The 26443-nt window shown below is 34.4% G+C and carries 23 protein-coding genes and 1 tRNA gene; 8 read left to right on the top strand and 16 right to left on the bottom strand.

The window, feature by feature from the left end:
- Positions 1 to 29 precede the first annotated feature (29 nt).
- The 4 genes from KAOT1_RS08525 to KAOT1_RS08510 are packed head-to-tail and all read right to left on the bottom strand — an operon-like array spanning position 30 to position 2856.
- Positions 30 to 623, bottom strand: coding sequence for a Maf family nucleotide pyrophosphatase (locus KAOT1_RS08525; protein WP_007094367.1), 594 nt, complete (start codon positions 621 to 623; stop codon positions 30 to 32).
- A 5-nt stretch (positions 624 to 628) separates the two neighbouring features.
- Positions 629 to 1570 carry a geranylgeranylglycerol-phosphate geranylgeranyltransferase gene (locus KAOT1_RS08520; protein ID WP_007094366.1) on the bottom strand — a complete coding sequence of 314 codons (942 nt, stop codon included), beginning with the start codon at positions 1568 to 1570 and terminating at the stop codon, positions 629 to 631.
- Positions 1571 to 1580: 10 nt separating this feature from the next.
- Positions 1581 to 2111 (bottom strand): KdsC family phosphatase, encoded by a 531-nt coding sequence (locus KAOT1_RS08515; protein ID WP_007094365.1) that lies wholly within the window; start codon positions 2109 to 2111, stop codon positions 1581 to 1583.
- The gene (locus KAOT1_RS08510) at positions 2101 to 2856 is read right to left on the bottom strand and encodes a Rossmann-like and DUF2520 domain-containing protein (protein ID WP_007094364.1); all 756 of its coding nucleotides are present in this window, start codon (positions 2854 to 2856) and stop codon (positions 2101 to 2103) included. Before KAOT1_RS08510 ends, KAOT1_RS08515 begins: the two co-directional genes overlap by 11 nt.
- Before the next feature lie 187 nt (positions 2857 to 3043).
- Between KAOT1_RS08510 and KAOT1_RS08505 the strand changes: the two genes are divergently transcribed.
- The 3 genes from KAOT1_RS08505 (at position 3044) to ccsA (ending at position 7310) form a co-directional block, all read left to right on the top strand.
- On the top strand, positions 3044 to 3328 hold the full coding sequence (locus KAOT1_RS08505) for a hypothetical protein (protein ID WP_007094363.1): 285 nt from the start codon (positions 3044 to 3046) through the stop codon (positions 3326 to 3328).
- A 185-nt stretch (positions 3329 to 3513) separates the two neighbouring features.
- On the top strand, positions 3514 to 3903 hold the full coding sequence (locus KAOT1_RS08500) for a group III truncated hemoglobin (protein ID WP_007094362.1): 390 nt from the start codon (positions 3514 to 3516) through the stop codon (positions 3901 to 3903).
- Between the two features lie 119 nt (positions 3904 to 4022).
- A complete protein-coding gene (gene ccsA, locus KAOT1_RS08495) occupies positions 4023 to 7310 on the top strand; it encodes a cytochrome c biogenesis protein CcsA (protein ID WP_040559427.1) in 3288 nt (1095 codons plus the stop codon).
- Positions 7311 to 8197: 887 nt separating this feature from the next.
- Here the strand turns inward: ccsA and ggt are convergent.
- Positions 8198 to 9895, bottom strand: a complete 1698-nt coding sequence (ggt, locus tag KAOT1_RS08490; RefSeq protein ID WP_007094360.1) for a gamma-glutamyltransferase — start codon at positions 9893 to 9895, stop codon at positions 8198 to 8200.
- Positions 9892 to 10491 (bottom strand): acyl carrier protein phosphodiesterase, encoded by a 600-nt coding sequence (locus KAOT1_RS08485; RefSeq protein WP_007094359.1) that lies wholly within the window; start codon positions 10489 to 10491, stop codon positions 9892 to 9894. The genes ggt and KAOT1_RS08485 overlap by 4 nt, the downstream gene beginning before the upstream one ends.
- 160 nt (positions 10492 to 10651) lie before the next feature.
- Here KAOT1_RS08485 and glmM point away from each other — a divergent pair, with 160 nt between their 5' ends.
- Positions 10652 to 12040 (top strand): phosphoglucosamine mutase, encoded by a 1389-nt coding sequence (gene glmM / locus KAOT1_RS08480; protein ID WP_007094358.1) that lies wholly within the window; start codon positions 10652 to 10654, stop codon positions 12038 to 12040.
- A gap of 360 nt (positions 12041 to 12400) precedes the next feature.
- Here glmM and KAOT1_RS08475 read toward each other — a convergent pair whose 3' ends face one another.
- Genes KAOT1_RS08475 through KAOT1_RS08465 form a run of 3 tightly spaced genes read right to left on the bottom strand, consistent with a single transcriptional unit; the run spans position 12401 to position 14849 of the window.
- Positions 12401 to 13672, bottom strand: a complete 1272-nt coding sequence (locus KAOT1_RS08475; protein WP_007094357.1) for a hypothetical protein — start codon at positions 13670 to 13672, stop codon at positions 12401 to 12403.
- A 1-nt stretch (position 13673) separates the two neighbouring features.
- Positions 13674 to 14687 carry an App1 family protein gene (locus KAOT1_RS08470; protein ID WP_007094356.1) on the bottom strand — a complete coding sequence of 338 codons (1014 nt, stop codon included), beginning with the start codon at positions 14685 to 14687 and terminating at the stop codon, positions 13674 to 13676.
- A 3-nt stretch (positions 14688 to 14690) separates the two neighbouring features.
- The gene (locus KAOT1_RS08465; protein WP_007094355.1) at positions 14691 to 14849 is read right to left on the bottom strand and encodes a YqaE/Pmp3 family membrane protein; all 159 of its coding nucleotides are present in this window, start codon (positions 14847 to 14849) and stop codon (positions 14691 to 14693) included.
- A 241-nt stretch (positions 14850 to 15090) separates the two neighbouring features.
- On the opposite strand from KAOT1_RS08465, the gene KAOT1_RS21955 reads away from it, so the two are divergent.
- Positions 15091 to 15561 (top strand): hypothetical protein, encoded by a 471-nt coding sequence (locus tag KAOT1_RS21955; RefSeq protein WP_007094354.1) that lies wholly within the window; start codon positions 15091 to 15093, stop codon positions 15559 to 15561.
- Position 15562: 1 nt separating this feature from the next.
- Here KAOT1_RS21955 and KAOT1_RS08455 read toward each other — a convergent pair whose 3' ends face one another.
- Complete coding sequence (locus KAOT1_RS08455; RefSeq protein ID WP_007094353.1) at positions 15563 to 16465, bottom strand: lysophospholipid acyltransferase family protein; 903 nt, start codon at positions 16463 to 16465, stop codon at positions 15563 to 15565.
- Positions 16466 to 16524: 59 nt separating this feature from the next.
- Between KAOT1_RS08455 and KAOT1_RS08450 the strand changes: the two genes are divergently transcribed.
- Positions 16525 to 17157: a rhomboid family intramembrane serine protease gene (locus KAOT1_RS08450; protein WP_007094352.1), complete on the top strand. Its 633-nt coding sequence runs from the start codon at positions 16525 to 16527 to the stop codon at positions 17155 to 17157.
- Between the two features lie 90 nt (positions 17158 to 17247).
- On the opposite strand, the gene KAOT1_RS08445 is transcribed toward KAOT1_RS08450, so the two are convergent.
- From KAOT1_RS08445 to KAOT1_RS08435, 3 genes are all read right to left on the bottom strand, one after another.
- Positions 17248 to 17329, bottom strand: a tRNA-Tyr gene (locus KAOT1_RS08445).
- A 220-nt stretch (positions 17330 to 17549) separates the two neighbouring features.
- Positions 17550 to 18701: a TlpA disulfide reductase family protein gene (locus tag KAOT1_RS08440; protein WP_040559963.1), complete on the bottom strand. Its 1152-nt coding sequence runs from the start codon at positions 18699 to 18701 to the stop codon at positions 17550 to 17552.
- 80 nt (positions 18702 to 18781) lie between these two features.
- On the bottom strand, positions 18782 to 19255 hold the full coding sequence (locus KAOT1_RS08435) for a hypothetical protein (RefSeq protein ID WP_007094350.1): 474 nt from the start codon (positions 19253 to 19255) through the stop codon (positions 18782 to 18784).
- Between the two features lie 192 nt (positions 19256 to 19447).
- Here KAOT1_RS08435 and KAOT1_RS08430 point away from each other — a divergent pair, with 192 nt between their 5' ends.
- The gene (locus KAOT1_RS08430) at positions 19448 to 22366 is read left to right on the top strand and encodes an FAD-binding and (Fe-S)-binding domain-containing protein (RefSeq protein WP_007094349.1); all 2919 of its coding nucleotides are present in this window, start codon (positions 19448 to 19450) and stop codon (positions 22364 to 22366) included.
- A gap of 89 nt (positions 22367 to 22455) precedes the next feature.
- Here KAOT1_RS08430 and KAOT1_RS08425 read toward each other — a convergent pair whose 3' ends face one another.
- Both KAOT1_RS08425 and KAOT1_RS08420 read right to left on the bottom strand, forming a co-directional pair.
- Positions 22456 to 23001: an aspartyl/asparaginyl beta-hydroxylase domain-containing protein gene (locus KAOT1_RS08425; RefSeq protein WP_007094348.1), complete on the bottom strand. Its 546-nt coding sequence runs from the start codon at positions 22999 to 23001 to the stop codon at positions 22456 to 22458.
- A gap of 20 nt (positions 23002 to 23021) precedes the next feature.
- Positions 23022 to 23438: a VOC family protein gene (locus tag KAOT1_RS08420; RefSeq protein ID WP_007094347.1), complete on the bottom strand. Its 417-nt coding sequence runs from the start codon at positions 23436 to 23438 to the stop codon at positions 23022 to 23024.
- A 161-nt stretch (positions 23439 to 23599) separates the two neighbouring features.
- On the opposite strand from KAOT1_RS08420, the gene KAOT1_RS08415 reads away from it, so the two are divergent.
- Positions 23600 to 25798 (top strand): tetratricopeptide repeat-containing hybrid sensor histidine kinase/response regulator, encoded by a 2199-nt coding sequence (locus KAOT1_RS08415; RefSeq protein WP_007094346.1) that lies wholly within the window; start codon positions 23600 to 23602, stop codon positions 25796 to 25798.
- Here the strand turns inward: KAOT1_RS08415 and KAOT1_RS08410 are convergent.
- Positions 25791 to 26348 carry a TVP38/TMEM64 family protein gene (locus KAOT1_RS08410; RefSeq protein WP_007094345.1) on the bottom strand — a complete coding sequence of 186 codons (558 nt, stop codon included), beginning with the start codon at positions 26346 to 26348 and terminating at the stop codon, positions 25791 to 25793. The two genes, KAOT1_RS08415 and KAOT1_RS08410, sit on opposite strands and share 8 nt — an antisense overlap.
- Positions 26349 to 26443: the final 95 nt, after the last annotated feature.

Below are 26443 nucleotides of genomic sequence, written 5' to 3'. Positions count from 1 at the left end.
GTAACATTCAAAATTCAACATTTTCTATATTAAAACAACGTTTCAATCTCAGATAAAACCTTGTATACCAAATGCGTTGGTAAACCTACTACATTCGCATACGAACCTTCAATACGTGCAACTTTTGTGTAACCAATCCATTCTTGAATGCCGTACGCGCCAGCTTTGTCAAATGGTTTAAAATTGTTGACATAATACCAAATTTCATCGTCTGTCATATTTTCAAAATACACTTTTGTGATTTCATGTACTGTTTTTTGAGAAGTCGCAGTGGTAAAGCAAACAGACGTGATGACTTCGTGACATTTTCCGCTCATAACTTTTATCATATCAAAAGCTTCTTGTGCATCTTGCGGTTTTGCTAGCGAAACGCCTTCGTGCCAAACAACGGTATCGGAAGTCACTAAAACCTCATGCTCTTTCAATTCATCTTTAAAAACGGAAGCTTTCAATTGTGCGAGATAATCTGAAATTTCGTGGTGTTGCAAATGTTCAGGATAAACTTCATCTACAGATTTTAAACGGATTTCAAAGTCTAATCCTAGATCTTTAAAAAACTGCTGTCTTCTTGGCGAACCAGAAGCTAAAATAATATGGTATGTTGAAGAAAGTGTTTCGAGCATAATTTTTAAGATAATAACAATTCAATCAAATCAATAGGATCAAAATAATAAAATATAATTGTTGAAAGAATTCCGAATAACATGATAAATTTCAACAATAAAGACAGCATTTTGTATTCTCGTTTGGAATCTGCTTGCCAAATTTTGATGATAAAATACAAAAGCGGTAATAAGATTGTAAACAATGTGTAAACCGTTGTGACCGTTTTTCCTTGAAGATAAATACTTGTTATATATAGTATAAAACAAATTAAAAGCGCTGCTAAAATCGCAATAATTTTGTTAACTCTATTTCTTCCTAAAACAATTGGTAACGTAGAAATATTTGCGTTATAGTCACCATTTACATCTTCAATATCTTTGACCAATTCTCGCATGAGATTGATTAAAAAAGCAAAAGTTCCATAGATATAAATTGCAATGAGCGAAACATCTTTAAAATAATTATAGTGTTTTCCACGAATGGTATGTCCTTTATCAAAAGCAATCAGGATGAATAAACTACTGGCAACCAAAGCAGAAACTACAATATTTCCAATTAGTGGAAAGCCTTTTAAATATGAACTATATAAGAACAACAATACAGCGATTCCGATAAATAGTAAAGAAATCCACCAACGGTCAATCATAAAACCAGCGTAACTTCCCAAGCCAATTCCCACGAAAGTGAACAAGAAATAGCCTAGATATGCATTCTTTTTTGAGATAAACGTATCAATAAAAACCTTGTGTGGTTTGTTGATGCGATCCGTTTTTACATCAAAAATATCATTGATAATATTTCCGCCTACGGCAATGAAAACTGTTGCCAAAACTACACATGAAAATAGGTCAATCTTAATATAGCATTTATCAAAAGGAACAATCCAATAATAAAAAAACAGCAATTGTGTCAAGGCAATCATGACTAAGTTTGGAAACCGAATGAGTTGTAGAAACTTTGTCATGAATCTAGGTTTAATCGTATTTTGCGTCAAAATTCTCGTCCCAAGTTCCTTGTACTTTCATCACTTGCGAAATTACGTCTCTTGCCGCGCCTTTTCCACCATCGACATGCGAAATATAGTCACAAATTTCCAATACTTCATATGCGGCATCTTGCGGACAGCATGACAAACCTACTTGTTTTAACACAGGAACATCAGGAATATCGTCGCCCATGTACAACACATTTTCAAGCTTGATGTTTTTCTTCGTCAGATATTCATCTAATTGAACAACTTTTTGATGCGCACCTAAGTAAATATCAGTAATTCCCAAACCTTGCAAACGCTTGCGAACACCTTCGTTGGTTCCGCCAGAAATGATACACACATTATAACCTTTTATAACGGCAGTTTTGAGTGCATAACCATCTTTAATATTCATTCTGCGTAGCATTTCGCCAGAGGAAGTTACGGTTACAGTTCCATCAGTCAATACACCATCAACATCAAAAATGAGCGTGGTAATTTGATTTAAATATTCTTTATAGCTTTTATCTTCCATAGGTTTTTGCAATTGATTGCGTGAGCAATGTATATATTTCTTTGTGAATGTCTTTGTCTAGTTTTTCCAAATGATCGTCAATGGTTTTTTGATCGCCACGTTTTGCAGGACCAGTTTGTGCCATGTACGGCGTTAACGTATGAATTTTATTCGCAGTTTCCTGAATGAGTGGATGTAAAATTTCAAATGGAACATTATTGGCTTCGCTAATTTCATGCGCAATTCGATACATATGATTGCTAAAATTATTCACAAAAACAGCCGAAACATGCAAGGCACGACGTTGCTCTGAACTAATTTTATACGAATTGCTTCCAATCGCATCAGCAATTGATTTTAAAATCTTAAAATCTGCTTTTTCGCCCGTTTCCAAACACAGAGGAATTTTAGTAAAATCTACTTTGACGCCTTTGGTAAAGGTTTGCAACGGATAAAAAACTCCGCGCCTGTTTTTTTTGTGCAACATATGCATGCTCGCACTTCCTGAAGTATGCACTACCAAACGATCTGTAAATGGCAATTTGTTAGCGATGGCAGCAATGGCATCATCCGCAACAGCGATTATATAAATATCGGCTTCTAACAACTCTTTTAAGCTTGTCGTTGTATTTGTAGCGTTAAAATAGGACAATGCTTTTTGACTTCTGTTATATACCTGAACAACTTCTAAGCCTTCTGTAGCTCGAAATACCGTATATAAATGTTGCGCCAAATTTCCAGCACCTAAAATGACCATTTGTATCATGCCGCTAAAATAACAACACTTTGTGGTTTTTAAAACTTTACGGAACTACTTTTCTGTCTATAAAAGTGAATTGATACGAAAAAGAAGGTTTTATCCTGACAAAAACACCAAATATGACCAATATCATATTTTAAAATATTGAGAGTGTAGATATTTGTCAAAAATAAAAACAATAATACATAACATCATGACACTATACACACAATATTACAGCGAGTTTAAAGACAAATACACCATGTACATTCCGTTAACAATTATTCTACAGAGTTGTTTAGGAGGAATAGCGGCAATGTATATTTTAATGAACGGATTGGATAACATGTCAGGGTTAATTCAATTATTTTTCTGTGTAATATTGACTTCATTTTACAATGCAGCAATCTTAGCACAGCTTAGAGAAAAATGGGTTTTCAACATGTTAATCATAAGCTTGCTATTCAGTATGTTTGCGATCATTTTTAATGCATTGTAAATTAAAAAAGCATAAAGTTTCCTTAATTCATATAAGTTATTAAATAGCTGAGTTTGGTGCAAACATACTAAACTTGGCTATTTTTGTGTTTTGTGTTTTTTGATTGAATTATTGAAAAAAATCTAACAAGTCTAAAAAGGTCTAACAATTCTAGCGAGTCTAACAAGTCTAATAAAGTCTAACAAATGAAAAAAGATATTCAAAATAGGGCAGATGTTCATTTATTGGTGACGACGTTTTACGCAAAAATTAGAAAAGACGAAATTTTAGGTCCAATCTTTAACAATCGCATTCAACATTGGGATGCACATTTGGAGCATTTGACAGATTTTTGGGAAAGCAGTTTGTTCTTCGTCAATAAATACAAAGGAAATCCATTAGAAAAGCATATTGAAGTTGATGCCGCAATACATCATATCATCAATGAAAAGCATTTTGGAATTTGGCTCAATCACTGGATTCAAACCTTAGATGCACTTTTTGAAGGCGATAAAACAAGCATTGCAAAAAACAGAGCTCGCAAAATGGGCACGTTCATTTACATCAAATTATTTGAAGCTAGAACAGCAAAATAAATCCCTCTTTTTAGAATATTCCTAAATAAGCATAAATTGAATGTTAAATAGACTTTAAATTATGTAAAATACCGTATTTTTGCATACTGAAATTTTGATCTAAACGATAACGCTACACAATGGGTAATATCCTCAAGAATATCCTCTTTTCTACACGATTAATGGCTGTCCTTTTCTTTTTATTCGCTTTTGCCATGGGAATAGGAACTTTTGTAGAAAGTGAATACAGCACAACAACCGCAAGAATTTACGTTTACAATGCATGGTGGTTTGAAGTAATAATGCTTTTTTTCATGATAAATTTCTTCGGAAACATCTTTCGCTATCGCTTGCTTCGCAAAGAAAAATGGGCAACATTGCTAATTCATTTATCTTTTATATTTATTCTTTTGGGAGCATTTATCACGCGTTATGTAAGCTACGAAGGTGTCATGCCGATTCGTGAAGGCGCCACAGAAAATACGTTTCTTTCTGAAAAAACATACATCAAAGCGATGGTTGATGGTGAAATTAATGGAAAACCTAGACGTAAAACGTTGAAAGGTGATTATTTAGTTTCTTCTGAAGGAATTGCGTCAGGATCGTGGATGCAAGGAAGTTTCCCTTGGAAAACAGACTTTAACGGTCAGCCGTTTAGCATTGACTACAAAGGATTTATTCAAGGTGCGGAAGAAGGCATTTTGCCAGATGAAAATGGAGAAGAATATTTAAAAGTTGTAGAATCTGGAGGTGGAGATCGTCACAATCACTTCTTAAAATCGGGAGAAAAACCTAGCAACTTACACAACATACTCATCACATTCAACAATCCGACAGATGGCGCTATCAACATTATGAGTGACGAATACGGAAATTATACCATAAAAAGTCCGTTTGGTGGTGAATACATGATTATGGCGGCACAGCAGAAAGGAAAAGTATACAAAGACAGTGTACAGCCTTTTCAATTACGTTCGTTATATAATTTAGCAGGATTGCAATTTGTAATTCCTGAACCAGCAATAAAAGGAAAAATTGGTGTGGTAGAAACTCCTGCACAACTCAAAGATCAGGCAGATGCCATTATTTTAGAAGTATCTAGCAAAGGGGAAACCGAAGAAGTTCGCGTCATGGGCGGAAAAGGTCGTACCAATGCTCCAGTAAAAATTACCGTAGGCGGATTGGACTTTTGGTTATCTTTTGGAGCAGAACAACTCACACTTCCTTTTAGTATCAAACTAAATGACTTTATTGCCGAACGTTATCCCGGAACACAAGAAGGTGGCGGTTATAAATCATTTATGAGTAAAGTTACTTTAGTAGATGAACCTTCGTTTGATTATGATATTTATATGAATCACATTATGGATCATAAAGGATATCGTTTCTTTCAGGCACAATTTGACAGAGACGAAAAAGGAACCATTCTTTCCGTAAGTCACGATTATTGGGGAACAAATATTACGTACTTAGGTTATATGTTGCTTTACCTTGCTTTAATGGTAATTTTATTTGACAAAAACACACGTTTTGGCGATTTAAAAAAGCAATTAGAAAAAGTGAAAAAACGTAAAAAGACATTGACAGCTATTGTTTTATTGTTCTTCAGTTTAGGAGCATTTGCACAAGAAACAAGCTCTGAAAATACTATTCAGCAAGATACTGTTGAGCAACAAGTAGAAGATGCGCACGCAGGACACAACCATGCGCCAGGTGAAGATCACGATCACGAGGTTGTTACGCAAAGCATTACGGACAAACAAATAGATTCTATCATTGCAGCAAATTTAGTTCCTAAAGAACATGCAGATAAATTTGGTCGTTTGGTCATTCAGGATAATGGGCGTATGAAGCCTATAAATACGTATGCGCAAGAATTACTTCGTAAACTGAGTAAATCAAATACTTACAAAGACAGTATTTCAGCAAATCAGGTATTGCTTTCCATGATTCAATATCCAAAATTATGGTACAATGCCCATTTTATCAGCCTAAAACGTCAAAAGCATGACAGTTTGCGTAAAATTATTGGTGTAGAAAAAAGTGATGGTTATGCCATGTTACTAGACTTCTTTGATGAAAGAGGACAATACAAATTAGCTCCTTACTTAGAAGATGCATACAAAACCAATACGCCAAATCAGTATGAAAAAGCGATCAAAGAATTTGATTTAAAACTCGGATTACTCAACCGAGCAGTTTCAGGAGAAATCTTAAAAATATTTCCAATTCCAAATCACGAAGATAACGATTGGATTTCGGGTGAAGATTATAGAACAAATCCAAATAGAGGATTTCAACCAAAAGACTCTTTGTATGAGCGTTACGTAAAAAATGCAATTCCTGTGTATACGCTCATCCTAAATGCAGCACAAAAATCAGGTGATTACACAGAAGCAGACAAAATGCTCGAAAGTTTCCGTAAGCGTCAAGAAGAATTTGGAAGTACAATTCTTCCTTCTATTGAAAAAATTGATGCGGAAATCATCTACAATAAATACAACATTTTCGAAAAACTAATGATCTTCTATTTATTAGTTGGTTTGTTAATGTTCATCTTTATTATTATCCAAATTTTTGACGACAACAAAGGCTTACGCTTTATTATCAAACTATTTAAATGGTTGGTAATAGCGTTATTTTTTGTACATACTGCTGGACTTATTGCGCGTTGGTATATTTCTGGTCATGCACCGTGGAGTGATGCATACGAGTCCATGATTTACGTAGCTTGGGCGTCCATGTTGTTTGGGTTACTATTTGGACGAAAGTCAGATTTAACCACTGCTGCAACCACATTTGTCGTTGCCATGATTTTATGGGGCGCACATATGAATTGGCTTGATCCCGGAATTGCCAATCTGCAACCTGTATTAAACAGTTATTGGTTGCTCATTCACGTTGCAGTTATTGTGGCGAGTTATGGACCTTTTGCACTTTCTATGATTTTAGGAATAGTATCGCTATTGCTCATTATTCTTACGAATAAAAAGAACAAAAAGCGTATGGAACTTAACCTAAAAGAAATTACAATCATCAATGAAATGTCGGTAACGGTAGGTTTGGTCATGTTAACCATTGGAAATTTCCTTGGTGGAATGTGGGCAAATGAAAGTTGGGGACGTTATTGGGGTTGGGATCCAAAAGAAACGTGGGCGTTAATCAGTATCATGGTGTATGCGTTTGTCTTACACATGCGATTGGTGCCAGGATTGCGTGGACGTTGGTTTTTTAATTGGATGACAATTTCTGCATTCGGATCAATCTTATTTACGTATTTTGGAGTGAATTTTGTCCTTAGCGGATTACACTCGTATGCTACAGGTGACGCCGTTTTAGGATTACCTTTTGTGCTAACCGCTACTTTTATTTGGTTGGTGTACGGAGGAATCAGCTATTGGAGATATCGTATTCATTATAAGAAGTAGTTTTTTTTAGTAATAAATATTGAATTTTGAATTTAGCGAAGCAAAAAAGTAGGCATTAGCTTTTGGGAATTAGGTATTAGTCAAGTTCTAAGAGAAATTGGAAATTTAAACTAGAAATACGAACATACTTTGAGCGACAGTGATATTTAAATTTTAATGTGCCAATTTGAAAATTTGGAAATGTATCAATTAGTTTCAAACAATATTCAAATTTTTCTTAGAAATAACCTTGAATGATTGAATTTTAAATCTTTGAATTGAGCGAAGCGAAAAAAATCAGGCATTAGCTTTTGGGTATTAGGTATTAGTCAAGTTTTTAGAGTAATGGGGAATTTAAACTAAAATACGAACATACTTTGAGCGACAGCGATATTTAAATTTTAATATGCCAATTTGAAAATTTGGAAATGTATCAATTAGCTTCAAACAATATTTAAATTTATCTTAGAAACAACCTTTAATCATTAAATTTTTGAATCCTTGAATTAAGCGAAGCGAAAAAAATCAGGCATTAGCTTTTGGGTATTAGGTATTAGTCAAGTTCTTAGAGTAATGGGGAATTTAAACTAAAATACGGATATACTTTGAGCGACAGCGATATTTAAATTTTAATATGCCAATTTGAAAATTTGGAAATGTGTCAATTAGTTTCAAACAATATTCAAATTTATCTTAGAAACAACCTTGAATGATTGAATTTTTAAATCCTTGAATTAAGCGAAGCGAACAAAAATTTGGTTTATCTACGAACAGATTGCCACGTTGCTATGCTTCTCGCAAAGGCATATACCAATAATTTTAAAATCTAGTACCGAAGCGGTCTAACATCTAAAAGCGATAGCGATCTAACAGGCGAAGCCGATCTAATATCTAAGGCTAAGCCAAACCTAAAATCCAATTGCCTTATCATCTCCACGCGTATCTGCACCACCTTCTAAGGTTCCGTCAGGTAAGACCAAAACACCTTCTACTTTTCCAATCACAATACTTTCACTGACATCAATGGTATAGCCAAGACGCTCCAATTCTTTTCGTACTTCTTCACTAAAACCATTTGGTTCCATCTTTACCGTATCGGGTAACCATTGGTGATGAAATCGCGGTTGATTGATCGCTTCCTGCATGCCCATATCATATTCATGTATATTTAAAATAGTTTGCAAAACCGACGTAATAATCGTTGATCCGCCAGGCGTTCCGACAACCATATACAACTTGCCATCTTTCTCTACAATGGTAGGTGTCATAGAACTTAACATACGTTTTTGAGGTGCAATTTTATTTGCTTCCGAACCAATCAATCCAAACATATTTGGTTCGCCAGGCTTTGAACTAAAATCATCCATTTCATTATTTAAGAAAAAGCCCAATTCCTCACAATACAGTTTGGAACCATACGCACCGTTAATTGTTGTAGTGACAGAAACCGCATTTCCAAACTGATCTACGATAGAGTAGTGCGTCGTTTCATCACTTTCCACAATGTTAATGGTTCCGTGAGATACTTCCGAAGAAGGTGTAGCTTTCTCAAACGAGAATGATTTCATACGTTCTTTTAAATAGGAATCACTTAATAAATCTGCAGGAATATCCACAAAATCAGGATCGCCCAAATGAAAACCTCTATCAGCATACGAACGTCGTTCCGCTTCTGTAATCACCTGAATCGATTGTACTGTATTGTGTCCTAAACTATCTAAATCAAAAGGTTCAATAAATTTCATAATTTGTTGCAAGCAAAATCCACCACTAGAAGGTGGCGCCATCGAAATAATACGCAAATCATCATACATAAATGTGATTGGTTTTCGCCATTTCACTTGATAATTCATCAAATCTTTCATAGTCATAATTCCACCAGATTTCTTCATAAAAGCAACTAATTTTTGACCTGTTTCACCTCGGTAAAATTCGTCACGTCCATTGAGTTTTATACGTTCTAGCGTTTTTGCGAGTTTCAAGCGTTTTATTGTATCTTTAGCTTTCCATTGTGTTGCAAAAAAGGAAGAATCACCATTTACTTCAACAATCAAATCGCGATATTTTTCAAGTCTTTGCTGTTGTTTTTCAGTCACAACGACACCTTTTTTTGCCAAAGCAATTACAGGATCAATAATTTCGCTCATCGGCAGCTTTCCATATTTTTCATGTGAAGCGTAAATTCCAGCGATATTTCCAGGAATTCCAACTGCCATCGCGCCAAGCGTACTTTTTCCTTTAATAATGCTATCATTTTCATTTAAATACATTTTTTCATACGCCAACAATGGTGCTTTCTCTCTAAAATCCAATGTGCCAATTTCGCCATTTTCCATACGATATACCATAAATCCGCCGCCGCCCAAACTTCCTGCATACGGATATGAAACAGCCAGCGCAAGTTCGACCGCAGCCATGGCATCAAATGCATTTCCGCCTTTTTGCAGAATCATATTTCCTATTTTTGAAGCTTCTTCACGCGCCGAAACTACCATCGCATGTTTTGCAATGACGCCTTTAATTTTTGATTTTTCAGTTTTTTTTGGTTCTTGTTTGCATGAAAATAGCAAGATGCTACAAAGAAAAATATAGCGTAAATTTTTCATAAATGCGTATGTTTTAATTCGATTAGTTTCTGTTTTGAAAATTCGATCAATTCACTAAAAAAAGAAGTAAATTCTGCTTCAAACTCATCATAAAATTCTTGAAGTTCTACTACGGCTAAATTCATCTTTGAACGGTTCTGTGTTCGTCGGTTCATTCCTTCCAAAACCTTTGTTATTCCTTCAATAGAAGCATAACTTAGTAACCAATTTTCATGAATCATGTGTGGAAGCAAACGTTGCACATTCGGCGGAAGAAGTTCAAAATTATCTTCTAATAAATGATAAAAATCGTCCACGAAAGTTTCTAACGGAACAGATGAATAATTTTTCCAGTTTTTAGCTAAAAAATGATCGTATAAAATATCAACAATAACGCCACTGTAATGACTGTAATTTTTGTGCAAACGTTTCGTGCTGAGTCGCACCGTAGGATGCGCGTCTGTAAACGTGTCAATGTTTCGATGAAGCAAAATACCATGCTGAATTTGTAGTGGATATTCTGTATATTTTTTCCCTCGAATACTATCTGCGATAAAGTTTCCAATCTTTATATTGTCATCGTCTTGAGAAAGGTAAACATGTGCTAAAAAATTCACGTAACGTTTTTTAAATTAAGCATCGCCAAAAGCAGCAAAGCGATTTCTCTAAATTACATAAATATTCGTTTACAGAATTATGAAATCATTAATAATTATGAGTTGGGAATGAAATCCATCAATATCTTTTATATTTGCCTGAATTTTAATTAATAGAAGTATGACTTTAATCAAATCAATTTCAGGGATTCGAGGAACAATAGGAGGAAGTGTTGGTGATAATTTAACACCAATTGATGCAGTAAAATTTGCAAGCGCCTACGGAACTTGGTTGAAAAATGAATATAATAAATCTGAGCTTACGGTAGTGATTGGTAGAGATGCCAGAATTTCTGGAGCCATGATTCAGAGTTTAGTGGTCAATACATTAGTTGGTTTAGGAATCGACGTGATTGATCTTGGGTTGTCAACAACGCCAACGGTAGAAGTTGCGGTTCCGTTGGAAAAAGCAGATGGCGGTATTATTTTAACTGCAAGTCACAATCCGAAACAATGGAATGCGTTAAAATTACTAAATCATAAAGGAGAATTTTTAAATGGAGCCGATGGTGCGCAGATTTTAGAAATTGCTGAAAGTGACGATTTCGATTTTGCCGAAGTAGACGATTTAGGAACGGTAACACAAAATGATACATACATTGACAAGCATATTGAGGAAGTATTAAATCTTGCGTTGGTTGATGCAGAAGCAATCAAAAAAGCAAACTTTAAAGTCGTGGTAGATGGTGTAAATTCTACTGGAGGAATCGCGATTCCGAAGTTGTTGCGAGCATTAAATGTTGAAGTTGTGGAATTGTATTGTGAACCAAACGGACATTTTCCGCACAATCCAGAACCTTTAAAAGAGCATTTAACGGATATTTCAGAGTTAGTTGTCAAAGAAAAAGCGCATTTAGGTATTGTGGTTGATCCAGATGTAGATCGTTTGGCATTTATTTGTGATGATGGCGAAATGTTTGGGGAAGAATATACACTTGTCGCTTGCGCGGATTATGTATTGGGCAAAACAAAAGGGAATACGGTTTCTAATTTATCATCGTCACGAGCATTACGCGATGTCACTGAAAAACATGGTGGAACATACCAAGCAAGTGCCGTTGGAGAAGTAAACGTAGTGATAAAGATGAAAGAAACGAATGCGGTAATTGGTGGAGAAGGTAATGGCGGAATTATTTATCCTGACTCGCATTACGGACGTGATTCTTTGGTTGGAGTTGCGTTATTCTTGACACATTTGGCAGAAAAAAACATGACTGTTCGCGAATTGCGTGATAGTTATCCGAGCTATTTTATGAGTAAAAATAAAATTCAATTAACGCCAAGTTTGGATGTTGATGCAATTTTAAAAGCGATGGAAGAAAAGTATGCAAACGAAAATGTAACTACAATTGATGGTGTAAAAATTGACTTTCCAGAAAATTGGGTGCACTTGCGTAAATCGAATACGGAACCAATTATTAGAATTTACACAGAAGCAACATCACAATTGGAAGCAGATACCTTGGCATTGCGTGTTATGAAAGAGATTGCTGATATTGCTGGAGTTTAATAAACACGAAAATTCAGAAGAAAAGCTATCCGTTTTGGATAGCTTTTTTTGTAAAATAACGTGAGTTCGAAGTAAGAATTTTAGTTTGAAACTTTTCTTTTCCGCAGTATAGCAAGAGTTTTTCGTTAAAAATTTTCGAAACCTTGGAGAAAATTTAGAAAAACTCATGCGGTTTTAGTTTTTCCCTAAAAGAAAAACTAAAAATACCTCTGGAAAAGTTCCCTTTCTTTTGTTTCTTTTCTTTGGGTAAGCAAAGAAAACGAAAATAAAACATTGAAAATGAATTATATAGCAGGATTATTTCTAAAATTACTGTAAAAATAAATTGAATGATTTATATCGAACAGATGTTAAAATAGTTTAGCATTCAAAGCATTTTAACTTATTTTCATCTACATCTTCACGATCGCTTCCTTTCAGTGGTTTTTCGAGCAATGGTTTTGTGTCTAATACACGTTTAAATTCTTTGGCTAAGACAAGAATATTATCGCGGCGCGCTTTAATTTTTGCAGCAATATCTTTTGCGTATAACGCATACAATTCATCATTCCAATAGCGCAAAGCACTTTCTATGGCTTCATCAGTTAGGTTTTGTTGAATGTATGTAGCTTCCGCAATAAAAATTTCTTCTGGAGTTTCGTGTAGAAAATAGACATCAAAATCATAAATGAGTCCTTCCATATAGTCAATATCTTTTTGAAAAGGGCGCAATTCTTTTACGACATTTTCATTGGTTAATATTGATGGAATCAATCCGCTAGTGGTAAAAAAAGCATTGTCTCGGTCGCCAGGAATTGGATAAGCTGTGTACGTTGAATCATTTTGAGAAACTGCCCAACCCCATTGTTTGGTATGTCTGTCCCAATCGCCAATAATAAGATCGAACAATCGTGCGCGAACGAGACTTTTACGATCAATTTTCAATTGGGTTTTCAAATCCATTTTTAGTTCTTGTAATTCTTCTGTATCTACAAGTTCGGTAACATTTTTATACGACGTCCAATTGACTTTTCCTTCCGTTTCATATTCCAACAAAAACAGGCGATTGCCATATTTTTCATTGTAATTTTTTAGCGTTTTTTGTTTTGGTAAAAAAACGGCTCTCGGATTTGTATGCGGAACGTTGATTGCTTTGGAAAGTCTGGCAACTACAGGAGCTGCGTATGGATGTTGCGATGAAATTCCGTCAATCACAATATTTTCTAGTTTGAGTGTTTTCGCAAATTCAGGAACTAATTTTTCTGGATTTTTATTGATGCTTCGCAATGTGTATACGACACCATCTTTTTTACTTTGTATGCGAAGCGAATGTGTCTGTTTTCCGCCTCCTTCTTTTATAATCTCAACACCACCAAAAAGTGTATCGAGAAAAACAATGGGTAGTTTTACTTTTGTTGCCCAAGCATCACGATAGTTTTCTCCTTGTAATAGTGTTTTGATCATGTCAGATTCGTACAAAGAACTTGCACTTACGACGACTGTTTTGTGTTTTGTGAAATCGGTTTTAGAAATATCTTCAATGTTATGAATGGTGCAAGTTTCAAATGTTTTCTTTGAATTGGCAACACGAATGTACACCACAATAATAATTGCGATAAGCAGAATAGTAGTTATTTTTAAAAACTTTTTCATGTTAGGGAATCAGCTTGTTTTCTCGAGCATGTGCTAATGCTTCTGTGGTATTTTCAATGAGTTTTACTTCAATGTCTGTAGCATTTTCAATAATTGCTTGTACACGTTTCATTTGTCGTTTATTGGTCGTAGTTCTTATGTAAATTGCTTTGATTCGGTTTGGGAATTGTTTGGCAATTTCGATATAAATTTCATGATCCAAATCGACAGCATCGCCAATTAAAACAAATGGCAACGAAGGATATGTATTGAGTATATGTGATATTTTAATGAATTTATTGCGTTCTAAAAAACTTTCTTTCCTTTTATTTTCAAATCCAATATCGCGCAATAACAATGTTCCTTTTGGAAATTCATAAAATTTTAGAAAATCAATTAAGTATTCATGCAGGTTCCACGGACTGTTAGACAAGTAAAAGAAAGGATTGTCTTGTGTTCCGTTATGTCCTTTTTTGAGTAGTGAATAAAATTCCTGTGCGCCATCAAGCGGAACTCGGTTAGAACTGTGTTTAAAGAACGAATTAATGATTACTTTCCATTTAAATGTTGAAGATAATCCTGTTTCAATCACAGTATCGTCCATATCTGAAATGATTCCGAAACCTGCATTTGTTCCAGGAAATAGAATTTCGTCTGTAATCGTATGCGTAATTGTATCGTCAATGATTAGCTCATACGTAATTGGCAACCAATGTGTGTTTTTGGTAGTATTTACTTCAAAAGTATGATCGGTATCTACATGGATATATCCTTCTTTATCTGAAGTTAATTCAATGGTTTTATCGTTAATTGTAACTCTTACAAGTGCATTTTCTACTTCATCTGTTTCAAAGCGTTTATAAGAGTTGTATAAACTTTTGATGGCGCTGTCTTCCTCAGAATGTTTGATGCCTTCATCTTCTAGTACGCGTGCTTGTGCGTAAATTTTATTACGATTAGCATATCCGCCGAAAGGCATCACAATAACTGGATCTTCATCGTCAATTAGTCGTGATATAAATTTAAATAATGGCATATATTATCCTTCTTTGTTTACAATGATCGCATGAATTACACCAGGAATCCATCCTAAAAGCGTTAGTAAAATATTAATTAAGAGTTGACTGCTAATTCCATGTTTTAAAGCTACGGCTAATGGTGGAAAAATGACACTTAGAATAATTGTTAAAATTGACATATTGTGATTGTTTTTATTGATTTAGTCAAAAATACGAGCAAAAACGATGATAGATTAGCTTAGTTGCAATTTTTGTTAACGCTAATGCATGAATGGTTTTTGAGTCTGTTAACAGGTTGTTGACGTTAATTTTTGTAGATTTGAGTATTGCATAAATTTTCTATTCCTGTAGCTCTTATGTTTCTTGTTGTAACAAAACCAACAAATATGCTACCTATTTTAGTAATAGAACACAATCTTCATGGAAACCATATATACACATTGGAAAGAAATGCTCATCAACATGATTGATGAAAAAACAGCAACATACAACCAAGAACTACATAAAAAAGCCGAAACAGATTATTTAAAACGATTGCTCGAAAAAATGGCAACGCATGCGGCTTCTCCTGAAACTTTGGTAACTTTTCAAGAAGAAATGAATGTGCTTGTAGAAGCAATTCCAACTGTAGCAGGTTTTAAAGATAAAGAAATTCGACGCGATTTTATTAAAAAGAAAAGCAAGCTCAAAAATACCGTAATTACCAAACACAAATTAGTCAACAAAGGATATTATGTGAGTATTTGGATGCCTCTTGGAATTGCACTAGGAATGCCATGGGGCGTTGTATTTGGCAATATTGCCTTAGGTTTGCCAATAGGTTTGGCGGTCGGACTTGCCATTGGAAGTTCGTTGGATGCAAAAGCCAAAAAAGAAGGTAGAGTGGTGTGATTTATTTTTTCTTCTGATATTCCTCAGGAACTTTATCGCGATGTTTCCAACGTTTGTGAACCCAATAATAATATTCAGGAACTTCGCGAATTTGCTTTTCTAATTCTCTGTAAAACAATTCAGTCGGTTCATTTTCAGGATAATTTCGGATGCCATTTGGCGTCAAAGGAATAAACGTTCCTTGATAATGTCCGCGTTTTACTTTTTCAATCTTAAAATAAATAAAAGGCATGTTTGCTTTGCGAGCTAAAACCTCAGAACCGTTAAAACAAGGCACGGTAATATTCATAAATTCAGTCCAGTAGTAGTGGGGCAACGGTTTTGGTGACTGATCGCTTACCATATAATAAATAGCAAGTTTGCCAGCATCTTCGTTCTTTTTAATTGTCTTAAACGTTTCTTTCGTAGTAATAAGCGTAGAATTTCGTTTCTCGCGAATGTCACGAACGAGCTTATCAAAATACCTATTTGTTAGTTTCTTGTAAATTCCGTATCCGTGTAGCGACACATATTCTTTTACAATATTCATCCATTCCCAATTGGCATAATGTCCCGAAATTAAGATGATACTTTGTCCTTGCTTTTCATATTCGTTCAACACTTCAATATTGGGGAATACAAATCGTTTGCGTAGCGAAGCATCAGAAATTGTCAGTGATTTTATCATTTCTAGAAACATATCACACAAATGGTGGTAATATTTCTTTTCAATCTTTAAACGCTCTGCATCAGTTTTTTCAGGAAAAACTAATTTTAAATTCCCACGAACAACCTTTTTTCTGTAGCCAATAACATAATATACAAGAAGGTAACAAAAATCAGAAAAAAGATATAGCAACGGAAATGGAAGAATGGAAATCAACCATAAAATTGGATATATAAGAATGAACGCGATAAGCTGCATGTATGTACTAAATTTTGACAAATATAGCTATATTTGACACTTAATTAGGCTATTTGACTATGAATTTGGAATTGGTAACTATTGGTGTAATTGTAGCAAACGTTTTGGTATCTCTCAAAGGCTTTGACGATTACGCTTTTCGAAGTAAATACATGTTTAATGTAGGAGCAATTCATCGTGGAGAACACTTACGAATGATAACATCTGCATTTTTACATGCAGATATGCAACATTTGGCTTTCAATATGATTACGCTATTCTTTTTTGCAAATACAGTCATATTTGAACTTGGAGCTACAAATTTTCTATTAATTTACTTGGGAAGCTTATTGTTAGGAAGTTTGTTTTCATTCTACTTTCACAAAAACGAATATCACTACAGTGCTTTGGGCGCGAGTGGAGCTGTTTCAGGAATACTATTTTCGGCAATATTATTACGACCACACATGATGATTAACTTTATCATTCCTGGATATGTATTTGCGGTAGGATATTTATTGTTCTCTATTTATGGAATGAAAAAAAGAACAGGAAATATTGGTCACGATGCACATTTTGGTGGCGCTGTCGCGGGATTTATAATTACATTAGCACTTCGCAAAGAATTATTATTTGAGCAAACATGGATTGTTATTGCTATGGCAGTTCCGATTATCGCATTGTTTGTATTGAACAAAATGGGGAAAATATAAAAAGTACTTCTTCCAAGAAAAAAATAAGTCGTTTCAAGAGGTTTAAAAAACAAAAAGTCCACACTTACGTGTAGACTTTTCGAGTTAAAGTGGGGAGAGCAGGATTCGAACCTGCGAAGACATAGTCAGCAGATTTACAGTCTGCCCTCGTTGGCCGCTTGAGTATCTCCCCAACGATATTTGTTATAAAATCGGTTGCAAATATACTATTGTTTTTGAACCGTGCAAATAAAAAATATACGTTTTTTTAGTTAAAAAACTAACTTGTTGAAAATCAGTTTTAGAAATTTTAAATTGTATGTGTTGAATATTGAATTAAAGTAAAACAGAATAATCGTAAGTATTCATAAAGTGAAAATTTAAACCCACAACTCACAACTCAAAATTCATAACTACTTACCGAGTAATTCTTTAATTTTAGCTTCCAAAGTTGCTCCACGTAAATTCTTCGCCACAATTTCTCCATCTTCATTTAAAATAAACGTAGCAGGAATTGAACGAACGTTGTATGTACGCGCAATTCCATCTCTAAAGCCATCTAAATTTGATACTTGATGCCAAGGCAATTGATCTTTTTCAATAGCACGAATCCAGTCTTCTTTAGCGTTTTTCTGGTTTGGGCGACCATCTAAAGAAACACCGATAATCTCCAATCCATCTTTGTGATATTTATTGTAAATCTTTACAACATTCGGATTTTCCTTGCGACAAGGTCCACACCAAGCTGCCCAAAAATCAATTACGGTTACTTTTCCTTTAATATCATTTAAAGAAATCTTTTTTCCTTCCGGATTTGGCGCTGAGAAATCTGGTGCAATCGAACCAATAGCCGCACGCAACATTTCTGTTATTTTGATGAATAAATCTTCCGCAATTCGCGTTTTCTTCATATCATCAGGAAGTCCGTCGTAAAAAACTTTTGCTTTTTTTGCGTTTGTCAATTTATTTTGAAGTAGACGATTGACCAACATTACAGAAATATAAGATTTTGGATGATCGATTACGTATTGCTCTTGATATGCAATCGCTTCTTTGTCAATATCACCGATTTGCTTTCTTATTGCAGCGATTACCGCTGTATCTTTCATCTTTACCGCAGCTGCATACCGTTCTCTTACTTTTCCAACTTTTTTAGACAAGGCTCTGGAATTTTCAATAAAATCTACATATTCCTGATTGTGCTTACCACCAGAAACCTTCGATTTAGACAAGCTATCTCTGTACGCTTCTACTTCAACCTTTGCATTTTCAATCAATAAATTAATGTTTCCTTGCGCACCATTTACATAAATAAAACCTAATTGTGGATATTCAACTTTTCCTGTAAAAATAAATTTACCATTCTGAACAATCGCAGTGTCTTTAGGTTGTGGAACACCTTTATCATTCGGAACTTTCAAAAATGCACGCACACCATCAGGAATTCCGCTAATCGTAGTTTCTATCGTATAACCATCAGCTAAACTCGTATCTTTATTTCCTTCTCCACAAGAAGTAAACAATAACATACTGGTAATACATGCAATTAAAAATACTTTTTTCACGTTTGTATACATTTTTATTGAAATATTAAATTAGTTAAACGTGCAAATTTAATTAAATGCAAAGAATTACCCTAAAAAAATCAGAACTGATAACGTACGCCAATGGCTAAATCCATATCCAAATTATCATTAAATCCGTTGTCAAAACCCAATTCAGGTCGTATATCTAGCGAAAGCTGTAACGGAAAATCAAAACTATACTCAATACCAACATCGCCCGCTAAAAAAGCATAAAAACCATCGTTGGTCAAGTTTCTATTGCTATTCCAGCTTCCAACGCCGCCGCCAGCGCCAGCATACCAATTAAATCCACCATCAATATTCCAAATCCATTGGTACAATCCAGTGATTTTATATGCATCGTATGCATCATTGTCTTTCCAGCCTAAATCTAGCTCAAGTCGGTTGTTGTCCCACAAGGCTCTTTGATATGAAATTTCAGTGCCAAAACCATTATTTCCTCCGATTCGTAGTCCAATAGCATTCTCAGAAATCTGTTGTGCAGACGCCATATATCCTACAAATAACATACTTAAAATTACGAGCTTTTTCATGTCTTTTAAAATTTAAGGTGTTTCTAATGTTAGCAGAATTATTCAACAATTATGCCAGTTACATCATTTGTTTTTACTGGAAGATATCACATGTTCATATCTTATTGTGATACGCAACTCATTTGTTATTTATAACTAAAAAAATAAGTTTATATTGCTGCGAAAATTATACAGCAGAACAATAACAGTGGCATGAAGACGAAATTGGAACAATTGAAAAATACCTTTTCAGGAACGATTTTTTACGATGACTTACACAGAATTTTATATGCTACTGATGCTTCTGTATACAGAAAACTTCCACTAGCAGTTGCATATCCTAAAAATACGAGTGATTTAAAATTATTGATCGATTTTGCAACAACACAGAAAACATCACTCATTCCAAGAACCGCAGGAACTTCACTTGCAGGACAATGTGTAGGAGAAGGCATTGTGGTTGATGTATCCAAATACTTTACAAAAATCCTTTCAGTAGATGAAAAAGCAAAAACGGTTACCGTGCAACCTGGCGTTGTTCGTGATGAATTGAACACCTATTTAAAACCATTAAATTTATTTTTCGGACCAAATACATCAACATCCAATCGTTGCATGATTGGCGGAATGGTTGGTAACAATTCTTCTGGAACAACATCAGTTCAATATGGCGTTACGCGTGATAAAATCATTTCCATGGATGTGATACTATCTGATGGAAGCGAAGTTACTTTTGGAGAAATTACTACGGAAGAATTCCATCAAAAAAGAACTTTGACTACGCTTGAAGGTTCAATTTATCAAAAAATATACGAATTGTTGATTGATAAAAACAATCAAGCGCGCATCCGAATTGAATTTCCAAAAGCCGAAATTCACCGAAGAAATACTGGTTATGCTATTGATGAATTGTTGAAAACGCAACCTTTTTCAGAAAATGGAGAAACGTTTAATATGTGCAGATTGCTTTCTGGAAGCGAAGGAACGTTGGCATTTACTACAAAAATCACCTTGCAATTAGACTATTTGCCACCAACACATAGTTGTGTGGTTGCAGCACATTATCGCAGTATTGAAGCTTGTTTGCAATCGGTTTCAGGCACTATGAAACACAATTTGTACACTTGTGAAATGATGGACAAAATTATTTTAGATTGTACAAAGTCAAATCTGGCGCAAGCCAAAAACAGATTTTTCGTAAAAGGCGATCCGCAAGCAATTTTGTTGCTCGAATTGCGCTCAAACACGGAAGCAGATTTAGCCAAACAAACTAATGAACTTATCATTTCCTTAGAAAATGAAGGGAAAAGTTATGATTTTCCTGTCTTAAAAGGTGACGAAATTGCCAAAGCGATGGAGTTGCGAAAAGCTGGTTTAGGACTGTTAGGAAATATCATTGGCGATAAAAAAGCAGTGGCATGTATTGAAGATACTGCCGTTGCGCTAGAAGATTTATCAAAGTACATTTCGGAGTTTTCTCAGTTAATGAAAAACTATCAGCAAGAAGCCGTGTATTACGCACACGCTGGCGCGGGAGAATTGCATTTACGCCCAATTTTGAATTTGAAAAAGAAAGAAGATGTCGTTTTGTTCCGAAAAATTACGCGCGATGTTGCCAAATTAGTTAAAAAATATAAAGGTTCGTTTAGTGGCGAACACGGCGATGGAATTGTGCGTGCGGAGTTTATTCCGATTATGATAGGAGAGAAGAACTACGAATTGTTGAAAGAAGTAAAAGCCGTTTTTGATCCGAATAACATTTTTAATCCAGGGAAAATTGTTGATGCTGCAAAAATGGACACGTCTTTGCGGTATGAAATTGATCGTACAGAACCTGAAATTGAAACGATTTTCGATTTTTCGGACAGTCAAGGAATTTTGCGAGCTGCCGAAAAATGTAATGGTTCTGGCGATTGTAGAAAACCTGCTTCGTTCTCAGGAACGATGTGTCCAAGTTACCGAGCAACGACTAATGAAAAAGATACCACTCGTGCGCGCGCCAATGCGTTGCGTGAGTTTTTAACGGTTTCAGAGAAAGAAAATAAGTTCGATCAACCAGAATTGAAGGAGGTTTTTGATTTGTGTTTGAGTTGCAAAGCTTGCGCTAGCGAATGTCCAAGTAATGTAGATGTTGCCGCGTTGAAAGCAGAGTTTTTACATCAGTATTACAAATCGAATACGCCAACTTTTCGCGACAAAGCGTTTGCGTTTTCTACCAAATCGAATCGATTGGCGAGCAGATTTTCAGGACTTTCAAATTTTGTAAAAACGAATAGTTTTACGGCAAAAATCATTAAAAATAAATTAGGCGTTGCGCAAGAACGAACCTTACCTATTAATTCAAAGAAAACACTCGATAAGATTTTAAAAAAGTCTGTAAGTCAGTTGAATAAAAGTGTTTCTAAAGCTAAAAAAGTATATATTTTTAGTGACGAATTTACCAATTACTTGGAATCGGAAATCGGACAAGACGCATTGGTAGTTTTATCAACATTAGGTTATGAAATTAAGCATGTTGCGCATGAAGAAAGCGGACGTACATTTATTTCGAAAGGTTTCTTAGAAGAAGCAAAAAAAGTAGCGAATAAAAATGTAGAAATTTTTAAAAACATCATCAACGAAAATGCTGTTTTGGTAGGAATTGAACCTTCTGCCATTCTCACATTTCGTGACGAATATATTCGTTTGGCAGATGATAAAGTAGCGGCAAAACATATTGCAGTACATACCTATTTATTGGAAGAATTTTTAGCTGCCGAAATTCAAGCAGGCGAAATTACTTCGGAAGCGTTTACGGAAGAAGCGAAAAACGTAAAAATTCATGTGCATTGCTATCAAAAATCACTCTCTAATCAGAAATGTACGTATGATATTTTGAATCTTCCCAAAAATTATAAACCTACCATTATTGCTTCGGGTTGTTGCGGAATGGCAGGTTCGTTTGGGTATGAAAAAGAACATTACGAAGTCAGCATGAATATTGGCGAACAATCGTTATTTCCAGCAGTTAGAGCTGCGGAAATTGATACAATGATTGCTGCAAACGGAACAAGTTGTCGCCATCAAATTAAAGATGGAACTCAAAAAGAAGCGTTGCATCCAATTACAATTTTAAGACGTGCTTTGCGATGATTTTTTTAGTAAACAACAAACAGGTTCCATTTTTAATTTTCAATCAATCAATCGGACATAACAAACAGGAATAGTTTTCGTGTTGAATGCTAATTTTTTGATTTTGCCTGATTAAAAACACGAGTCAACCAGTCATTTACCAGACAATCTATAATGATATGCACACGTGATTGATCGCTGTTATTTTTAACTTCATGTTCAATATTAAAGTTGCAATACCAACATTCGCCTGCTTTCATCGGAATTGCTTCATCATCCACCAACATTTTAACCTTATCGTTTGTTTGCACAGGAATGTGTAAGCGGATTTTTCCTTGCTCAAAACTATATCCTGTATCTCTGTGTTTTTGAATACTTGCGCCAGCGTCGAGAGTGTGAATGCGAAAGGTTTCTACATCGCATTGAAACATTTCAAAGATGGAAAGCAAATATGGACATTTTTTTAACGCGTTGTTGGGTAAAAAAATAGGAAGTCCGTCTTTCCCAATAATAGGTTCTATAAAATGAATCAGCCATAAAGTTTCTAACATTACAGAGGAATTGTAGATATCTTGATAATCTTCTTTTGAAAATTGAGAAAGTTCTTTTTTTATGACTTCTGCGTCAAATTCAAAAGGTAATTTTAATGCATTCATACAAGCAAAAATTTTTATTTTTAATTACTTGCAAAAACCTCACTTTCATCAGAAAAAGCTTTAAACTCCAACGGATTTCCGCTATAGTCAAATACAAACATGGTACGTTGTTCGCCTGTTTGTCCTTTGTAGCGCGTTTGTGGTTTTACGACAAACTCAATATTATTGGCTTCCAGTTTTTGTTGTATATCTTCAAATTGAGAAATGGTAAGTAAGCAACCAAAATGTGGAATAGGAACATGTATACCATCAACTTTTCCGCAATAATCAAGCTCTGGAAAATTGGAGCTAACATGTCCCGACAATTGATGTCCGAAGAATTCAAAATCAATCCAGTTTTCGGTTGATCGTCCTTCTTTACAATTCAAAATATCAACATAAAATGTACGTGTTGAAGCAATATCTTTTATCTTAAAGGCATAATGAAAAGCATTCATATACTTATTTTTAGAATCCTAAATTTTTTAATGCTACAATTTAGAAAAAGTAAAACGATCATTCTTGGAAATAGAAATAAACTTTTTCAGATTAAACACTGTCAGAAAAGTTTACTAACTATTTTTTTTGTATTTTGAGGTGTTCTTAAAACCTGAATTTTTTGAAAAAAATACTACCTACCATACTGCTAAACTTATTTTTTATACTTCCTGTTTTAAGTCAGGAACTCCCTAAAGAAAAAATACAAGACAGCATTACCAAATATTCTTACTTAACTGAGGAAGCTTCTGATAATTACGACTACAAAGAATCTATAGAAGCAGCAAATATTGCACTGTCGTACGCGATGCAAATTGACGATTTTTACAATATATCAGTCTTATTCAATGATTTGGGATTGGCGTATGAGAGTATTTCCGAATTAGAAAAATCTAAAAAAAATTACCTTCAAGCACTTCGTTATGCCGAAAAAATTAAAAATGACACCTTGCAATGTTGGGTGTATAATAATATGGGAAATATGTATTCGGAAGGTTTTAAAAAGATTGATTCTGCCTTGCTGTATTACAAGAAATCTTTAGAATACGCCCAAAAAACAAAAGATACTTTCGAAATATTAACTCCAATTTTAAATATTGGTTGGACATATATTGACATTAAAGAATTCGATCTTGCGTTGCCATATTTGAACGAATCACAAAAAATGATTTATACACGTCACGGCGACGATCCTGGAAAAGCACAAATTAATTATTTGCTTGGTAGTTATTACATGAACAAAAATGATTTGGAGAAAGCCGATGATTATTTTAAAACTTCTTTACGATTTGCTCATGATGCAGAGATGCTAGGCGAGTTGACAGAAATTTACGAGAAGTATTCTATTCTAGCAAAGAAACAAGGGAACAATGAATTAGCATTGAATAGATTGCAAAAGCATTTAGAATACAAAGATTCTTTATACAATAAAGACAAAGTAAGGGAAACGCAGGCGGCTGTGGCTAAATTTGAAGTAGATGATTACAAAAAGGATTTGGAACGTGCAAAAGCCGCCCAAAAAACACAAGAAACGATTATAAAAAAATCACAGCAAATCTCATATATTCTTATGATTGCAGGTTTTATCCTGATTTTACTGTTGATAAATATGTTTAAGAATTACAAGTTTAGAAACAAAGCACTGTCTAAACTTCGGTTGAAAAATGCGGAATTGCGGGAAGCAAAGGAAGAAGCAGAACAACAAGCCAATTTGAAATCTCAATTTTTTTCAACGGTAAGTCACGAATTACGTACGCCTTTGTACGGTGTTGTTGGTTTGACAGCATTGTTATCAGAAGATTTTCCTAATTTGAAGGATAACGAAAATTTTAAATCGCTTAAATTTTCAAGTAAATACTTATTATCGCTTATAAATAATGTTTTACAGATTAATAAAATTGAATCGAAAGGAGTTACACTTGGGCGAACACCTTTTAAAATTAGAGATTTAATAAATGAAGTTGTCAATTCGTTTAGCTTCGCTATCAATCAAAATAAAAATACTGTTCATCAAGAAATTGATCCAAAAATTCCAGCCGTTTTAATGGGCGATTCGGTACGATTGTCACAAATATTGATGAATTTAATAGGAAATGCTATCAAGTTTACGGAAACAGGAAATATTTGGATTCGATTGGAATTAGTGCATCAAAAAGAAAAAATGCATACCATAAAATTTACAATTGAAGATGATGGAATTGGAATTCCAAAAGACAAACAAGTGTCTGTATTTGAGAAGTTTGTACAGTTGCGTCCGATTGAAAAAAACTATCAAGGAACAGGTTTGGGTTTGTCGATTGTAAAACAATTATTGGTACTATTTGATAGTCATATTAGACTGAAAAGTGAAGAAAACAACGGAACAGAATTTACTTTTGTCATTGCGTTTGAAGAAAGTTGTGAGTCGTCGCTAAAAAGTGCAAATCCTCCAATAGAAAGTATTGATGGTATTGAAAAAAGTATCTTAATTGTTGATGATAATAAAATAAATCGTGTCATTACGAAACGTATTTTGCAAACCAAAGGATACTTGTGTGATGTTGCTGAAGGCGGATTGGAAGCGATTGAATTATTACAGGAAAAAAGATACGATTTGATTTTAATGGATATCAATATGCCGAATATTGACGGAATTGAAACGACAAAACGCATACGTAAAACCGACCAAAAAACGCCAATTATTGCTTTGACTGCTGTAGAAGAAGATCAAATAAAAGATCGCATACACGATGCAGGAATGAACGATTTCATCATCAAACCGTACGATTTAGCTGAATTTCATCAAATAGTTTTAAAAAATTTATACAAGGGCATTATATAAAATACGTACTTCCGTACACGTAAATACTACACAAAATCAATTCGCCAATAAAAAGACTTATGGCAAATGTTACAGGATTTATTTTCATCGCACCAGCCGTGTAGCAAATTAAATCGGTAGGGACAAAAGGGAAAAATGCCCAAAACATGATAAATAGCGGTCCATATTTTCCAGAAAGTTTTTCCTTCACCATATTGGTTGTTTTGGTATTCTTATCAAACAATTTTGCAAAACCGAGTTTATCTGAAAAATAATAAACGATCATTGAAGAAATTACAATTCCGATGACGGAAAGAAGCAACACTAAAAATAAATCATTGGGAAATAAATAGACGCCTGCAAAAATGAGCGCTGTACTAGGAAGCATGACAAATCCTCGAATTAGGTGACAAAAAAAGAAAACAGCCAATCCGTAATTTCCAAACGCTTGAATGTTTTCAGCTATATTTTCTCTGGAAAATGTTTCTGGAAAGATAAAATTATAAACAATAAAGCCAATAATGAGAACAATCCAAAAGCGCCTAAAAAACGTAATGTAACTTTCTTTCATGAATTCTAAATTCGATACAAATACTTGACGACAAAACTATATAAATGTTACGGATTTCCTTTGAAATTTATATAAATTAAAAGATTAAAACTGAA

The sequence above is a fragment of the Kordia algicida OT-1 genome, from assembly GCF_000154725.1.
Lineage (GTDB): Bacteria > Bacteroidota > Bacteroidia > Flavobacteriales > Flavobacteriaceae > Kordia > Kordia algicida.
This window is presented reverse-complemented; position numbering and strand designations above follow the sequence as displayed.

Excerpts from the sequence above, each read along its gene's own strand:
- KAOT1_RS08525 (WP_007094367.1), bottom strand. The coding sequence starts at position 623 with ATGCTCGAAACACTTTCTTCAACATACCATATTATTTTAGCTTCTGGT.
- KAOT1_RS08520 (WP_007094366.1), bottom strand. The coding sequence starts at position 1,570 with ATGACAAAGTTTCTACAACTCATTCGGTTTCCAAACTTAGTCATGATT.
- KAOT1_RS08515 (WP_007094365.1), bottom strand. The coding sequence starts at position 2,111 with ATGGAAGATAAAAGCTATAAAGAATATTTAAATCAAATTACCACGCTC.
- KAOT1_RS08510 (WP_007094364.1), bottom strand. The coding sequence starts at position 2,856 with ATGATACAAATGGTCATTTTAGGTGCTGGAAATTTGGCGCAACATTTA.
- KAOT1_RS08505 (WP_007094363.1), top strand. The coding sequence starts at position 3,044 with ATGACACTATACACACAATATTACAGCGAGTTTAAAGACAAATACACC.
- KAOT1_RS08500 (WP_007094362.1), top strand. The coding sequence starts at position 3,514 with ATGAAAAAAGATATTCAAAATAGGGCAGATGTTCATTTATTGGTGACG.
- ccsA (WP_040559427.1), top strand. The coding sequence starts at position 4,023 with ATGGGTAATATCCTCAAGAATATCCTCTTTTCTACACGATTAATGGCT.
- ggt (WP_007094360.1), bottom strand. The coding sequence starts at position 9,895 with ATGAAAAATTTACGCTATATTTTTCTTTGTAGCATCTTGCTATTTTCA.
- glmM (WP_007094358.1), top strand. The coding sequence starts at position 10,652 with ATGACTTTAATCAAATCAATTTCAGGGATTCGAGGAACAATAGGAGGA.
- KAOT1_RS08475 (WP_007094357.1), bottom strand. The coding sequence starts at position 13,672 with ATGAAAAAGTTTTTAAAAATAACTACTATTCTGCTTATCGCAATTATT.
- KAOT1_RS08470 (WP_007094356.1), bottom strand. The coding sequence starts at position 14,687 with ATGCCATTATTTAAATTTATATCACGACTAATTGACGATGAAGATCCA.
- KAOT1_RS08465 (WP_007094355.1), bottom strand. The coding sequence starts at position 14,849 with ATGTCAATTTTAACAATTATTCTAAGTGTCATTTTTCCACCATTAGCC.
- KAOT1_RS21955 (WP_007094354.1), top strand. The coding sequence starts at position 15,091 with ATGGAAACCATATATACACATTGGAAAGAAATGCTCATCAACATGATT.
- KAOT1_RS08455 (WP_007094353.1), bottom strand. The coding sequence starts at position 16,465 with ATGCAGCTTATCGCGTTCATTCTTATATATCCAATTTTATGGTTGATT.
- KAOT1_RS08450 (WP_007094352.1), top strand. The coding sequence starts at position 16,525 with ATGAATTTGGAATTGGTAACTATTGGTGTAATTGTAGCAAACGTTTTG.
- KAOT1_RS08435 (WP_007094350.1), bottom strand. The coding sequence starts at position 19,255 with ATGAAAAAGCTCGTAATTTTAAGTATGTTATTTGTAGGATATATGGCG.
- KAOT1_RS08430 (WP_007094349.1), top strand. The coding sequence starts at position 19,448 with ATGAAGACGAAATTGGAACAATTGAAAAATACCTTTTCAGGAACGATT.
- KAOT1_RS08425 (WP_007094348.1), bottom strand. The coding sequence starts at position 23,001 with ATGAATGCATTAAAATTACCTTTTGAATTTGACGCAGAAGTCATAAAA.
- KAOT1_RS08420 (WP_007094347.1), bottom strand. The coding sequence starts at position 23,438 with ATGAATGCTTTTCATTATGCCTTTAAGATAAAAGATATTGCTTCAACA.
- KAOT1_RS08410 (WP_007094345.1), bottom strand. The coding sequence starts at position 26,348 with ATGAAAGAAAGTTACATTACGTTTTTTAGGCGCTTTTGGATTGTTCTC.